Origin of the sequence: Neomoorella carbonis, assembly GCF_045278715.1 — a bacterium.
GTDB lineage: Bacteria > Bacillota > DSM-521 > Neomoorellales > Neomoorellaceae > Neomoorella > Neomoorella carbonis.
Map to the genome: position 1 here is coordinate 339,366 of NZ_CP136420.1, position 14,141 is coordinate 353,506.

General features: G+C 53.4%; 14 protein-coding genes. 11 read left to right on the top strand and 3 right to left on the bottom strand.

Annotation, left to right across the window (positions count from 1 at the left end; all coding sequences use genetic code 11):
- Positions 1 to 34 precede the first annotated feature (34 nt).
- The 8 genes from MCACP_RS01805 (at position 35) to MCACP_RS01840 (ending at position 6,710) form a co-directional block, all read left to right on the top strand.
- Positions 35 to 358, top strand: coding sequence for a DUF3870 domain-containing protein (locus MCACP_RS01805; RefSeq protein WP_406677697.1), 324 nt, complete (start codon positions 35 to 37; stop codon positions 356 to 358).
- 197 nt (positions 359 to 555) lie between these two features.
- Positions 556 to 1,998, top strand: a complete 1,443-nt coding sequence (locus tag MCACP_RS01810) for an FAD-dependent oxidoreductase (protein WP_406677698.1) — start codon at positions 556 to 558, stop codon at positions 1,996 to 1,998.
- Between the two features lie 107 nt (positions 1,999 to 2,105).
- Positions 2,106 to 3,404, top strand: a complete 1,299-nt coding sequence (locus MCACP_RS01815; protein WP_406677699.1) for an Nramp family divalent metal transporter — start codon at positions 2,106 to 2,108, stop codon at positions 3,402 to 3,404.
- 516 nt (positions 3,405 to 3,920) lie between these two features.
- Positions 3,921 to 4,178: a hypothetical protein gene (locus MCACP_RS01820; RefSeq protein ID WP_406677701.1), complete on the top strand. Its 258-nt coding sequence runs from the start codon at positions 3,921 to 3,923 to the stop codon at positions 4,176 to 4,178.
- Between the two features lie 149 nt (positions 4,179 to 4,327).
- Complete coding sequence (locus MCACP_RS01825) at positions 4,328 to 4,999, top strand: MBL fold metallo-hydrolase (protein WP_406677702.1); 672 nt, start codon at positions 4,328 to 4,330, stop codon at positions 4,997 to 4,999.
- 131 nt (positions 5,000 to 5,130) lie between these two features.
- Entirely contained in the window at positions 5,131 to 5,349 is a 219-nt protein-coding gene (locus MCACP_RS01830) for a hypothetical protein (RefSeq protein ID WP_406677703.1), read from the top strand.
- Positions 5,346 to 5,975, top strand: a complete 630-nt coding sequence (locus MCACP_RS01835; RefSeq protein WP_406677704.1) for an IMPACT family protein — start codon at positions 5,346 to 5,348, stop codon at positions 5,973 to 5,975. The genes MCACP_RS01830 and MCACP_RS01835 overlap by 4 nt, the downstream gene beginning before the upstream one ends.
- A gap of 117 nt (positions 5,976 to 6,092) precedes the next feature.
- Entirely contained in the window at positions 6,093 to 6,710 is a 618-nt protein-coding gene (locus MCACP_RS01840; RefSeq protein ID WP_406677705.1) for a cell wall hydrolase, read from the top strand.
- A 17-nt stretch (positions 6,711 to 6,727) separates the two neighbouring features.
- Here the strand turns inward: MCACP_RS01840 and MCACP_RS01845 are convergent, their stop codons facing one another.
- Together MCACP_RS01845 and MCACP_RS01850 are read right to left on the bottom strand one after the other, a co-directional pair.
- Positions 6,728 to 7,987 (bottom strand): competence/damage-inducible protein A, encoded by a 1,260-nt coding sequence (locus tag MCACP_RS01845; RefSeq protein ID WP_406677706.1) that lies wholly within the window; start codon positions 7,985 to 7,987, stop codon positions 6,728 to 6,730.
- A 53-nt stretch (positions 7,988 to 8,040) separates the two neighbouring features.
- A complete protein-coding gene (locus MCACP_RS01850; RefSeq protein ID WP_406677707.1) occupies positions 8,041 to 8,172 on the bottom strand; it encodes a hypothetical protein in 132 nt (43 codons plus the stop codon).
- Between the two features lie 269 nt (positions 8,173 to 8,441).
- Between MCACP_RS01850 and MCACP_RS01855 the strand changes: the two genes are divergently transcribed.
- Complete coding sequence (locus MCACP_RS01855; protein WP_406677708.1) at positions 8,442 to 9,605, top strand: trypsin-like peptidase domain-containing protein; 1,164 nt, start codon at positions 8,442 to 8,444, stop codon at positions 9,603 to 9,605.
- Between the two features lie 91 nt (positions 9,606 to 9,696).
- Here the strand turns inward: MCACP_RS01855 and MCACP_RS01860 are convergent, their stop codons facing one another.
- Entirely contained in the window at positions 9,697 to 11,199 is a 1,503-nt protein-coding gene (locus MCACP_RS01860) for an amino acid permease (protein WP_406677709.1), read from the bottom strand.
- Positions 11,200 to 11,311: 112 nt separating this feature from the next.
- Here MCACP_RS01860 and MCACP_RS01865 point away from each other — a divergent pair, with 112 nt between their 5' ends.
- Positions 11,312 to 13,048 carry a M1 family aminopeptidase gene (locus MCACP_RS01865; protein ID WP_406677710.1) on the top strand — a complete coding sequence of 579 codons (1,737 nt, stop codon included), beginning with the start codon at positions 11,312 to 11,314 and terminating at the stop codon, positions 13,046 to 13,048.
- A 66-nt stretch (positions 13,049 to 13,114) separates the two neighbouring features.
- On the top strand, positions 13,115 to 14,083 hold the full coding sequence (locus tag MCACP_RS01870) for a polysaccharide deacetylase family protein (RefSeq protein WP_406677711.1): 969 nt from the start codon (positions 13,115 to 13,117) through the stop codon (positions 14,081 to 14,083).
- Positions 14,084 to 14,141 lie beyond the last annotated feature (58 nt).

Genomic DNA, 14,141 nt, shown 5'->3' on the forward strand with positions numbered 1-14,141 from the left:
ATATAAGTAACAGCAAAAATAAAGAAGGGATTGTTTGAAACACCAGACGGTTTTAATAGTCGGCCATGCAAAAATTTCGCGAGATGTGGCCAGCCGTAGCGTATATGAAAGCATCGCTTTCTCGGTAGAGATCGACCGTAAGTATGGGGTTATAGTTGATTGTGAGCCGACCATCCTTATTGAAAGCGGTCGCGATTTTATCAAGCGGCTAATAGTAGGGCTTAGCTTAGAAGAGATAGACGAAATCTGCAGGCGGATAGAAGAAAATTATCACGGAAATGCTTTACCTGCCTTGATTGCGGCGTTAAAAGATATTTACCGGCAATATAACTATCTTAAAGACAACAAGAAATTATAGAGCTGACCCAATCGCTGTGGCCAAGTAGCATTGGCCAGTTTCGTGAGTGGGAGCCAGCCTTTCTGTAAAAAGAAGGGTTGGCTTTTGCTTTTTATTAAAGCTCTCGAAATGAGGGGGGTGTCCAATGAGGTCAGGAAGGTAAAAACTTTTGGGTTAAGCTAAGATGATAAATTTTATACCAAAGTTTGGAGGTAGATATGTTGAAGGACTTGGTAAAGGATGTTGTTGTCATAGGCGGTGGTACCTCGGGGTGGGTAGCTGCCGTAGCGGCAGCCCGTAATGGTGCAGATGTTCTCCTGGTAGAAGAGGGCTCCTGCCTGGGCGGCACCATGACCGCAGGCCTTGTTCTTGGCCTATGCTCCCTCAGACACCAGGGCGTCAAAACGAATAAAAAGTTTTCGCAGCAGGAGATATCTTATGCTGATGAACAGGTTGTCTACGGCATAGCCCAGGAGTTTGTCGACCGTATGGTTGCCGTAGGGGCTGCCTATGGGAAACAGGGAAAAGCCACGGTAAGGGTGCTTTTTGATCCGGAGATCGCCAAGTGGGTAATTGATCAGATGGTTCTGGAAGCGGGGGTTAACGTTTTACTGTGCACCAAAGCTTATCAGGCCGTAATGGAAAACAGCAGGGTGACAGGCGTTAGATTAAAAAATGGCCTGGGTTTGATGGACGTTAAAGCCAAGGTAACCATTGACTGTACCGGCGATGGCGATATTGCCGTATCTGCAGGTGCTGCCTACGAAGTCGGCCGCCCTACAGACAATCTGACCCAACCTTTATCTATATATTTCCAGATTGGCGGCGTTAATATCGATCGGACCCTGAAGGTCATGAAAGAGAATATCGATGCTTATGGTAGCGATTATGTAGAAGCTTTGTTAGAGGCAAGGAGCAAAGGGTTACCCCTGACGTTATTGGGATTTAGAAGACAAATGGAAGAGGCTTTGAAGAACGGCGACTTTCCCCTCCCGTATGGCATTAAGCAAGTTAACCCCAAAACCCATTTTGGTATCGCCAGGCCCATCTACAAGAATGGCAAGATTAGGTACGAAATTACCTCCCACAATATTGATATGGCCTACTATGTCAATGCTATAGATACTTTTCAGCTTACAAAAGCTACGATCGCCATGCGCGATGTCGCTGTGAGAATGGCAGAGTTTTATAGAAAGTACATCCCTGGCTACGAAGACTCTTATTTACTTCAAACGGCCAGTATGGTGGGCGTACGGGAAACGCGGCGCATTACAGGTGATTATATATTAAAATATGAGGATGTCATCCAGGGCCAGACTTTTACAGACGCCGTAGGCCGTAACGGTAGCGTCATAGACATCCACGATATTGACGGCGGCGAAAAACCTATTAACTTGAGCGAGGTGGGCGGCCAGGGGTGGTATCATGTGCCTTATAGAATTCTCCTACCCCGAAATATTGAAGGACTTTTAATAGCAGGGAGGTGCGTGTCCTCAGATTATCTAGCCAACGGCTCTATCCGCCAACAAGCAGGATGTATGGTCACTGGTCAGGCAGCTGGGGTGGCGGCGGCCATAGCTGCGCAAGGAGGTATTAGCCCGAGAGAAGTAAATGTGGAGGAACTACAAAAAAGACTTGTGTTGCAGGGTGTTCTTATTTAATTTAAGCCTTTTTAAGTTTAGGAACAAGTTATGGAAGCATTCTTTGCTGAGAATGCCTTCCGCTAGCCCATAATTTGAAACAATTTTAGGAAAAGGAGTGAAATATAATGGCCATTTCAGTAGAAGAAAATAAAACTAAGCTTGCTCACATCCCCGCAAACTTCTGGGAATATATCCTTTCCTTCGGTCCGGGTATTGTCATGGTTCTAAGTTGGCTGGGCGCCGGCGATCTAGTGGACATGTCTGTTTCTGGTGCCCATTATGGTTATGACCTGATGTGGGGGTTAGTTTTAGCTTTAGTGTTACGCTATATCTTAGTTAATGTTATATCAAAGTATGCCCTCTGCAATGTTCATCACGAAACTATATTCCAGGGTTACAGGCGCTTATTCAAATATTTACCCTTAATTTTTGGCATAGCCAGCCTCTTTTTAGCTCACTTTTATGCTTCTTACCTGGTCAAAGGAGCTGGAGAAGCCCTCTGGCACCTCACCAATACCGGCAACACCTTTATATGGTCGCTTATAGTCGTCATAGTGTCAGTGATTTTATTAGGTAAGGGTGTTTATAACTACGTTGAGATAACCATAAAAGGCATTTTAATTCTCATGGTCATCAGTCTGATTGGCAGCGCCATATGGGCAGGACCCAATGTACCGGCTTTATTAAAAGGGACCATTGCTTTTAGTGTACCGAAAAATGTGGGCGGTATTGACACTCTAGTTTTTGTCGTTTCGTTAATCGGCGCAGTAGCAGGCTCAATGTCCAACCTCATTTATCCTTATTTATTTGATCAAAAAGGCTGGCGTGGCCCCAAATACTTAAAACTACAGCGCTATGATTTACTCTTCGGTATTTTAATGATCATTATAATCGATTTGGCAGTATGGGTGCTGGGGGCCGAAATTTTGCATCCCAAAGGTTTAACTGTAAAAACTGTAGCTGATATGGCACAGATGTTAACCAGTACCCTGGGGGTGTTAGGCGGCATACTATTTTATTTAGGTGTATTCGGGGCCTGTTTTAGTACAGTCATTGGTTATGGACTAGGTTTTGGCAATTTATTTGTAGACTCTTTGTTTGTTACTCTTCCTGAAAGAGCCCGAAAGTATGGCTATCAGCATGCTAAAGACCCACTTTATAAATTATCGCTGTTTATCACTGTTGTTTTACCTGTAATTTGGGCTCTGCCTTCTATGCCGGGATTCGTTTATCTAACTGTAATGGTGAATGCCTGGCAAATAATCCTATTGCCCGCCGTAGCTATAGGGTTAATAGTTCTTACTAATAGAAAAGATTTATTAGGAGAATATGTAAATAAATGGTGGGAGAATCTACTTCTTTTCATATTAATAGTTTTAACCTTTTGGTCGGTATGGCAACTGATCGCTAGTTTATTTAAATAACAATACTTATCCTGGAAAAGCACCTTCTACTGACATTAAAGTAGAAAATCCAAACATAACATCCGCCTAACGCCGGCCAATCCCATTTTCCCGATCGTTCTCATATTACCCTGTATCATAGGCCTATGACCCTGGATTTTAAATATACTCCATACAGTAGAAAAAGCTTGAACCAGTCCTGGGTACGCTTGAGGAAAGAAGCTAGAGTAACAGTTTTAACCCACGGTGCTGATACGTTACTTTTGCTAGCCGAAGATAACTTAGAGTAGCAATATAAAATTATGAACAAAGGCTGGATTTTTTCCAGCCTTTTAATGTCTAATAACTGGATATTTTTATATTTTAAATAGAGCCAGTAGTTATAGGAAAAAGTTAGTGCAGCTTGATGTTACCTGACCTGGAGATGGGGGATGCGTCAGTAAAGGAGCCAAGAAGCTTTAACGGTAGGATGGACAGGTCCTTAAAGCTCTGTTAAAATAAGGATGCAGCGATTACCGGTTGGGAGAGATGGGAATAATGGGGGATAAGGGTAATGCTTTATACCAACTAGTAACCCAGATTGCCGGGGAGCTCAAGCAAACCCGGCAGGAACTCAGCAACCAGATTGGCGGTGTGCGGCAAGAGCTTAATGATCAAATCAGCAGCTTCAGGCAGGAACTTCGCACCGAGATTTCCAGTACCCGGCAGGAGCTTACTGAAAGGCTTGATCGGGTGGAGAAGCGGCTGAATGCAACCTTTGAGCAGGTAGGTATGCTGACGGAATTTCGAATCTAAGTTATGAAAAAGCTGAATGAAATCAGCGAAAATCAAAAATCCATGTTTGCAATGTTGGGCGAACATGAAGTTAAAATTCGCAATTTATACCGGGAAAGGGCGGTTTAGAGGCCGCCATTTCCCGGGAGTATCGGCAAGGAGGATTTGGTATGCTTTGGTTAGGTCATTCAAGTTTTTACCTGGAAACCCCGGCAGGGGTACGGCTGGTAACTGATCCTTATGGACCCCAGGTTTCTCCGGCTGCACCGGTGGTCACAGCTGACGTGGTGACCGTGTCTCATGAACATTTCGACCACAATTACCTGGATAATATCAAGGGCAACCCGGTAATCTGGCGGGGTTTGACGCCCGAAGGAGACTGGGCGCAAGTGGACGTGACCTTTAAAGACGTCCACGCCTATACGGTACCTACATACCACGACGACGCCGCCGGGGCCAAACGGGGCAAAAACGCTGTTTTCGTCCTGGAGGTCGGTGATTTACGCCTGGCCCACCTGGGTGACCTGGGGCATGTTCTTAATGATGAACAGGTACAGAGAATTGGCCGGGTGGACGTATTGATGATCCCCGTGGGCGGGTACTTTACCATTGACGCCGGCCAGGCCTGGCAGGTGGTGGCGGCACTAAAGCCGCGGGTAGTCCTGCCCATGCATTACCTGGTCCCGGGCATGCAGGGTTTCCCCATTGCCGGTGTAGACGAATTTACGGCCGGCCGGGCCAACGTGCGCCGCTTCGGGGAGGGGAAGATCGACCTGCGGGCCGAGAGTTTGCCGCAGGAAACGGAAGTCTGGGTCCTGGCAGCCAGCCAGCCGCGGGTTTAACCTGATAGGATTTACCTGATAGAGGATATGACACCAGATCCCCACCGTTGGATTTGTTGTTTCCCCATCGGTGGGGATTTAGATTCCACTTGATCTTGGCAGGTAAAATGTTAGAATGAAAGTGATCACAGATGCTGAAGCTGATCTGGCTGACTATGCCGGGCGGATGGCGCAGGCTACCTGCTACCTTCCGGCCGGAAATATCTTTTCACGGTAAGGTAACCAGGGCTCTGCCGGACCAGCTCCGGGCTGTGGATAAACGTCGGCTCAAAGAATACCAGGGCAGTGTAGCAGGCACTTCCTTTTTTTATGCCCTGCAAGAGGCGCTTAGGGAGCTATTTGCCTTATGAAGAAAGAAGAAGATCGGCGCGGCTTATCTGCCGAAAGTGGCGCTTCCTACCTTACCGTCGCCCGGGAAGCTACGGCCGAAATTAAAGTCGAGCGTTCCCGTTTTATCGGCCACGTCCGCGAAGTAGATAGTGAAGATGCAGCCAGGGAGTTCATTGCCAGAATCCAGGCCGAACACCGCCAGGCGACCCATAATTGTTATGCCTACCGGGTGGGGATAGGGAAGCAAGAAATAATCTATTACAGCGATGCCGGCGAGCCCGGCGGCACGGCCGGGAGGCCGATTTTAGGCGCCATTACCAGCTTGGGCCTGACCAACGTGGCGGTAGTGGTGACACGTTATTTTGGCGGCAAAAAGCTGGGGGTGCGGGGACTGATTGAGGCCTACGGCCAGGCGGCGCGCCGGGTCCTGGAAGAGGCGGGAAGTATCCGGCGGGTCGTGACCCGTGAGTTAGAATTAACCTGCAGTTATGCCGAGCTGGACCGGTTGCTGTATTTAATAAACAGCCACGGGGGCAAGGTGCTGGCAGCTGACTATGGTACGGAGGTCCGTTTAAAGGTAGCCGTTCCCCTGGCGGCCCTGGGGCAGGTCCGGGAAACGGTGCCGGGAAAGCCGCTTTTGGATTAAAGGCCTTTTTTAAAGAATGAAGCTGGATAGCATGGTGATAAAGGATAGCCCCCTGTGCAAGTTTGCCGCCCTTTCTTGCCAAACTATACTTAAATCCTGGTAAGGAAGGGTAGAGAAATGGCATGGCACAATCCAGGTGGCACCAAGGCACGGTCTGTTATAACGGCGGCAGGGAGATGGGCCCGCTCAGCCTGGCAGGCCACCTGGCGCGAAATGCAGTGCGCCTGGCAGAACCTCAAGCCGCTGCACCTGCCGGCAGGCTGGCAGGCCCGCGTTTTACTGGGACTGTTAATTCTTACCATTCTAATTCCGGGTGTCTACTACCTGGGGCGCCAGGTTCTTCCGCCGCCGGCGGCCCAACCCCTGCCAGCCGGTGTGAGGACAGACGATACCAATCTCCTGGCCCGCCTGGTAGCGGCCGAAGCCGAAGATGAACCATATGCCGGGCAGGTGGCCGTAGTGGCTGTAGTGTTAAACCGCCTGCGGGACCCGGCCTTTCCCAAAACTGTACCTGATATTATCTTTGAACCCTGGGCCTTTGAAAGCGTAGCCAACGGCCGTTACTGGGAGGTACAGGTTCGTCCCCGGGATTATGCGGCTACCCACGACGCTTTAAATGAATGGGACCCCAGCAACGGCGCCCTTTTTTTCTTTAATCCGGCCACAGCCACCAGTGCCTGGATCTGGACGCGGCCCCAGATTACCCGGATCGGAAATCATATTTTTACACGCTGATAAAAGCGGTCAAACCGCTATGTGCCAGCCGGGCCGGCCAAGTTACCCCGCAGGCCCTTCCATAAATGATAAAGGGCGCTCTGGGTAGACTGCCACTTGATGTTTTCCCGCTCACCGACAAAGAGCTCCCGCTGTACTTCTACCTTGCCCTGGATATCCAGCCCTATATAAACCAGCCCCACCGGTTTGGCCGGGGTGCCGCCGCCGGGGCCGGCAATGCCCGTAATGCCCACGCCGATATCTGCTGTAAAAGCCCGGCGCACGCCCCGGGCCATGGCGGCGGCAACTTCGGGGCTGACGGCACCATGAGCGGCCAGGGTTTCCTCCTCTACTCCAAGAAACTTTATTTTAGCTTCGTTGCTGTAAGTAACCATGCCTCCCAGGAAGTAAGCTGAACTGCCGGGGATATTGGTCACCCGGTGGGCCAGCAGGCCGCCGGTACAGGATTCCGCTATAGCCAGGGTCAGGTTTCTCCCGGCGAGGATGGACCCAATGACCCCTTCCAGGGTGTCAGCGTCGCTGCCAAAGATATACTCACCCAGGCGTTGCCGGATGGCTGTTTCCAGGGGCCGGATTAATTCCCGGGCTTGTTCCCGATTGCTGGCCCGGGCCGTCAGGCGTAATGTCACCTCGCCGGGTTTAGCCAGGGGCGCCAGGGTGGGATTATTGCCGTGGAGCAGATCTTTAAGGGCTTCTTCCACAGCAGATTCCCCCATCCCGGCGATTTTCAATACCCGGGAAAAGATAACCTCCCGCCGGGCACCGTAGGATTCCAGGAGGGGCAGGAGCTGGTCAACCACCATGGGTTCAAACTCCCGCGGCGGCCCTGGTAATAAAGCATAGATTTTCCCCTCATGTTCCAGGAAAACCCCGGCTGCCGTCCCATAGGGGTTGTTCAGGGCCCGGGCTCCGGCCGGGAGCAGGGCCTGCTTGAGGTTGCTGGACGGCATGGATCGCTGGCGGGCGGCAAAATAGCGGGTGACGTTTTCCCTGGCGGCCGGATCTTCCACCAGGGGTAAATTCAGGGCTGCGGCCAGGGCCTCCCGGGAGAGGTCGTCTTCCGTCGGTCCTAGGCCGCCGCTGACGATGATCAGGTCGGCCCGCCGGCGGGCGTTATCGATAGCTTCGCGGATGCGCTCCAGGTTGTCGCCGACTACCACCTGGCGGTAAAGGCTGATGCCTGCCGCGGCCAGCTGCCGGCTCAAGTAGGCGGCGTTGGTATTGACGATCTGGCCCAGCAGCATTTCCGTACCGGTGAAAATGGCTTCAGCGAGCAAGGGATACCTCCTCCCAAACTTAAAAAAGCGCCCGGATGCTGGCGCTTAAAAGTTTAATGGGCAGTTTCAGCAGCTGCAGTTGTGGGCCCGTGTTCCGCGGCGGCGCCCAGATTATTGACGGCAGTTACCAGGAACCCCAGGATCAGCCAGCCGGCCAGGAAAAGTACTAACTGCCACCTTTTCATATTGCCTCCCCGACCTTTCTGTGTTGCAGCTTACACTCCTGCCAACAAGTATACCAGAGGCTTTTACCAGTTGCAATGGCATGAATGGGGCTATATAATGCTGGTTGATAAAAACTTTTGTTCCGACACAAATTATTCTTATGGCGTCTTGCCCGGGAGGAACCGGGTGTCAGATTAAATTTCTTAAGTTTTTCTTAGCTTGTCTTAAACTTTATTTTAAATTTCTATTTTATAATTATCCCAGAAAGAAAGGATTGGAGGTATGAAAAATGTGGCAACGCTCAGGTAGAGCCAGAATCACCGTCCTGGTAGTCTTATTAGTCTTTCTCGCCGGCGTGGCGGCCACGGTAGGTTTTTATCAAATCACCGGCGCGGCGGCGGGGACCCAGCAGCCCTCATACCAGCACGCGGTGGCCGCCAGCGACGCGGTATCCGCCAGCATCCCGGCGGGATTGGGGCCGGAGGCTATTGCCGACATTGTGGATAAAGCCGGCCCGGCAGTGGTGCGCATCGATACGATTACGGAGACGCGGGTGGCCACCCCCTTTAACGACCCCTTCTTCCGGCAGTTTTTTGGCGACCAGTTTGACATCGGTCCCCAGGAACAGCGCGCTTTGGGTTCAGGGTTCATTATCTCCCCGGACGGCTATATCCTGACCAACCAGCACGTCATTGACGGGGCCAAGCAGGTAAAAGTAACCGTTGTCGGCTATGACAAACCCTTTAACGCCAAGGTAGTGGGCGCCGATGCCCCCCTGGACCTGGCTGTCCTGAAGATCGATACCGGCAAACCGTTACCTTATCTAACCCTCGGTGATGCCAACAAGGTCCGCGTTGGTGAATGGGCCATCGCCATCGGCAATCCTGACGGCCTGGACCATACGGTAACGGTTGGCGTCATCAGTGCCAAGGGCCGGCCCATCGATGTCCAGAATCGCCATTATGAAAATCTGCTGCAGACGGATGCTTCCATTAATCCCGGCAACAGCGGCGGTCCCCTGCTGAACCTCAAGGGAGAAGTGATTGGTATCAATACCGCCGTTAACGCCAGCGCCCAGGGGATTGGCTTTGCCATCCCCAGCAGCACGGTGCAGCCGGTCTTGAACGACTTGATGAATAAAGGCAAAATTGCCCGGCCCTGGCTGGGTGTAGCCCTGGCCTCGGTCACGCCGGATGTGGCCGACATGCTGGGCCTCCAGAGTGCCGAAGGTGCCCTGGTGGGCCAGGTAGTGGCCGGCAGCCCGGCGGCAAAGGCCGGCATTCAGAAATATGACGTGATCCTGCAGCTGGATGGCCAGAAGATAAAGGATGCCAATGATCTGGTAAATAAAGTCCAGGCCATGAAAATCGGCCAGCAGGTGCAGCTCCAGATTTTCCGCCGCGGCCAGCTCCTGGATATCAGCGTGGTCCTGGGTGAAAAGCCGTCACAGTAATGGCAGTAAAAGTATAATAGCAAACGTCCGGCTTGGTCCTGAAGGTTTAACCCCGGGAAAGATTTCTTCCCGGGGTTTTGTATTTCCCTTCCTATTTCCGCCGCCAGGGCAGGCGCAGGCGCAAAAACAGGGGAGCCAGGGGCGGCCGGGGGATTAAAAGCGGTCGTAAGGGGGAAAAAGTCAGCGGGCCCGGCCGGGAAAGGGGTGACGGTTCTACCCGGGCCAGGACGCTGTGGTGGCGGCTGTAAGCAAAATAAACCCCCAGCCCCAGAGCCATCCAGATGGCGAAACGAATCCAGGTTAAACGGGGCAGGTTGAAGAAGAGGTAAAGGGCAAAGGCCATGGTCACCAGGGACGTCCAGGGCATGAAGGGCACTTTGAAGGGCCGTTCCAGGTCGGGCCGGGTACGCCTCAAAATGAGGACGCCCAGGGAAACGACGAAAAAGGCCGACAGGGTACCGACATTGGCCAGTTCGGCGATTATATTAATAGGTAAAAAGCCGCCGATGAGTGCGACAAAGGTGCCGACAATCATGGTCGTCATCGACGGGGTATGGTACCGGGGGTGGACCCTGGCAAAAAAGGAGGGCAAGAGGCCATCGCGGCCCATGGCCAAAAAGACCCTGCTCTGGGCAAAGATGGTTACCAGGAGGACACTGGTCAAACCTGCCAGGGCGCCGCTGCCGACAATCAGCGAGGCACCCCTTACACCGGCAGCCAGCAGACCGGTAGTTACCGGGGAGGGGGTATTGAGCCGGGTGTAGCTTACCAGGCCGGTGAGGACTATAGTTACGGCGATATATAATAAAGTAGAGATAGCCAGCGAGCCGATGATCCCCCGTGGCAGGTCTTTATTGGGATGGCGCACTTCTTCGGCGGCCGTAGAAACGGCGTCGAAGCCGATATAAGCAAAAAAGATAATTGCCGCACCGTGGATGACACCGGCGATGCCAAAGGGAAGAAAAGGACGCCAGTTGGCCGGGTTAACGCGGGGAATGCCCAGTGCCAGGAAGGCCAGGATCACCATGATTTTGATGGCTACGATAATTTTGTTGGTCCTGGCGCTGGTAGTAGTGCCGATTACGGCTACCAGGGTCATGAGGGCGGTAATAAGTATGGCCGGTAAATTAATGAGGCCGCCGCTGGCAGGAGAATTAACCAGGGCCGCAGGCAGGGAAATACCCACAGAACGGAGCATATCGGTGAAATAACCGCTCCAGCCGGCGGCCACCGCCCCCGAGGCTACCATGTACTCCAGGATCAGGTTCCAGCCGACAATCCAGGCAATAATTTCACCTAAAGAAGCATAGGCATAAGTATAGGCGCTCCCGGCCACGGGGATCATAGCGGCCATTTCGGCGTAGACCAGGGCCGCCAGCCCGGCGGTGATGCCTGAAAGGATAAAGGAAAAAACCAGGGCCGGGCCGGCATAATTGGCCGCAGCTACTCCTGTCAGGACAAAAATACCCGAGCCGATTATAGCTCCTACTCCCAGGGCGATTAATTCCGGCGTGCCGATACTACGTTTTAACTTTTCATTTTCCCGGTCTTCCTGCATCAGGTCTTTAATATTTTTTGTCCGCCAGATACTCATCCGGCTCACTCCCTTGATGTGCTTAAATTTATTATGCGCCCGGCGTTCTTCCCTATGCGTGTTGCAGGAGAAAGGGTGATGTTGTCGAAATAAAGGGCAAGGCGGTGAAGCGATGCCCAAAAAAATACTCACTGGCGCCCTCATCGGCCTGCTGGCCCTGGCCCTTTTTTCCGGCCCGGCAGCAGTGCCGGGGCCAATGCAACCCCTGCCGGAAGTCACTCTTAAAGAGACCACATATAAAGAGGTGGTCCTGGACCCGCCACCCCTGGAAGCAGGGGGGCATATACTGGTATCGGCGGGGGATTTTTTACCCCTGGCCGGCGGCAGTGCCGACTGGTACAAGAACAGGGGTATTTTAAGGGGGAGCAAAGGAGCTGTCGTAGCCGCCGGCAGCCTGGCAGCCGAGGTCGATGGAGTACCCCGGCGGCTTGACACGGCCCCGGTCCTGGTAGACGATAAGCTTTACATACCCTTAAACCTGGCCCTGGAGGTACTGGGTCTGCCTGACGCCGGCAGAATGGGGGTTGCTCCAGAGCAGGAAAGTATTGATATACGCCTTCCTCCCCTGAAGGGCCGGGCCGGCCTGCATTTCCGTTATTATCCCGTGTATGACCTTCAGGCCAGGTACGATCCTGCCAGGGGACAGCTTGCAGGCGAACTCCTCCTGGCTTACCAAAATCCTTATCTCGTACCCCTGCGGAAACTATATTTTAACCTCCCGGCCAATGCCTTGTATGGTAATGGAGCGAAATTAATAGTTAACAGGGTTTCTATAAATAACCGGCCCGTTCCTTTCAATTCCCGGGGTAGTTCCCTGGAAGTATTCCTGCCTTTAAGCCTTGCTCCCCGGGAAACTCTTTTCCTGGCCCTTTCCTTCATTACCCGGGTACAGGCAGGGGCAGAACGCCTGGGGCGGACCGGAGACACCCTGATGGCGGCCGGCTGGTACCCAATTCTCGCCCCTTACACCGGGGACAACTGGGCAGGGGTGGCCTCTACACCTTATGGCGACCCGTATTTTGCCGGTGCTGCCTATTACCGGGTGCGCCTGGCTGTGCCCGCCGGTTACCTGGTCCTGGCCACCGGCCGGGAAACAGGGAGGTGGGAAGAAGGTGATGAGGCTGTCTGGACTTTTAACAGCGAGTATCCCATCCGGGAATTTGCCTTTATGGCTGGTCCTGGCTTGCAGTTTACCACCCGCCAGGTGGGAACGGTCCAGCTGGTGACTGTCTCCCGGGAAGAGCACGCAGCGGCCGCCCTGGAGGTAGCCGGACGGGCTTTAGACTTTTTCCAGGCAATTTATGGCCCCTATCCCTACAGCTACCTGCACCTGGCCTTTGTCCCCCTTGACAACCTGGCCGGGATGGAATACCCGGGCTTTATTATTATAAGTAACCGCAAAAGTTATAGTCCTGCGACCGTTGTCCACGAGGTTGCCCACCAGTGGTGGTACAACCTGGTGGGGAACGATAGCATCCATGCGGCCTGGATTGACGAAGGCCTGGCCGAGTACAGCACTCTCCTTTTTTACCGCCAGCGCGACCCGGCCCTCTACCAGGCTAAACTGGCCGAGATCGGGCGCCTGGCAGGCCGGACAGCTCAACCCATTAACTTATCCCTTGAGGAATACAGCAGTGAGCAGGCCTACCGCCAGGCCGTCTATAACCGGGGAGCCATATTCTGGCTGGAGCTGGAAGCCGTCGCCGGTACAGCCAGGCTGCAGCAGGCCCTGGCTTATGTCCAACGTTATTACCGCTATGAAATCGTCCCTCCGCAAGCTATGGTTACTATTCTTACATATTATGGTAAGCTGGCAGCGACCAATTTTACGTCATATTTACGGAACTAACGGCCCTGAAAAACGTCTAATAAAGTAGAAGAACACAGAAAGCGGGCAGGAGGGGCGAACCGGTATATGAGCCAGGCAGGTAAATTTGTGGTAGGGCACTGGCCCTGGGTGGCCAGGATTGGCAGGTGCCCGCGGGCGGCCTGGCCGGTTGCGTTGCTGCGGCTAGGGTACCTGGTGGCAATAGCTGCTTTAATGGTAGTTGTAACCACCATTGGCGGTGCTGGCTGGCTTCAGGCTGGAACTGCCGGGCCGGAGATAAGCTCCCCGCCTTCTTTAGAACCTTACCAGATGGCCGGTGGCAATCCGGGAATGTCTATCGCCCCTGTTGAACCCGTGGCTGTACCACCACCCCCGCCCCGGCCGGCGCCAGCCGCTCCGGAGCCGGGACCCAAGCCCTTTCTCCAGCCCCTGCGTCAGGTACCGGGGGCAGGCCATCGGGTAGCCCTGACCTTTGACGACGGCCCCTTTCCCCAGTGGACAGGACGTTATTTAGCCGTACTGGCAGCTACCAGAACCCCGGCCACCTTCTTTATGGTCGGGCGGCAGGCTGAAGCCTACCCGGAGCTGGTCAGAGCAGCCCTGGACGGCGGCCATGAAATAGCCAGCCACTCCTGGCGTCATGCCAACCTGGGAAAGGTGACCCGGGCTGAAGCTGAGGCCGACCTCCGGCAGGCGGCTGCTGTCCTGGAGAAAATAAGCGGCCGGCCGGTAAAATATTTCCGTCCCCCCTACGGCGCCATGGGACCGAATTTGCTGGCTGCAGCAGCCGGGCTGGGCACCCCAATAGTTACCTGGAGCGTAGATCCCCGCGACTGGTCCAATCCCGGCCCGGGGGCCATCGTCCGGCACGTTCTGGCTAACGTCCGGGACGGCAGCATCATCCTCCTTCATGAAGGCCGTCCCGGCACCCTGGTGGCCCTGCCGCTCCTGATTAAAGGGTTACGGGATAAAGGCTATGAACTGGTAACCATATCCGAGCTGATAGCCCGGGGCGAAAAAACCGGTAATAGTACTGCTGCCGCGGAAACCCAATAGAAGAACTTCTTAATTTGGTATATCTTGCATAATAGCGACCTCCTGCGGTATAATTAAG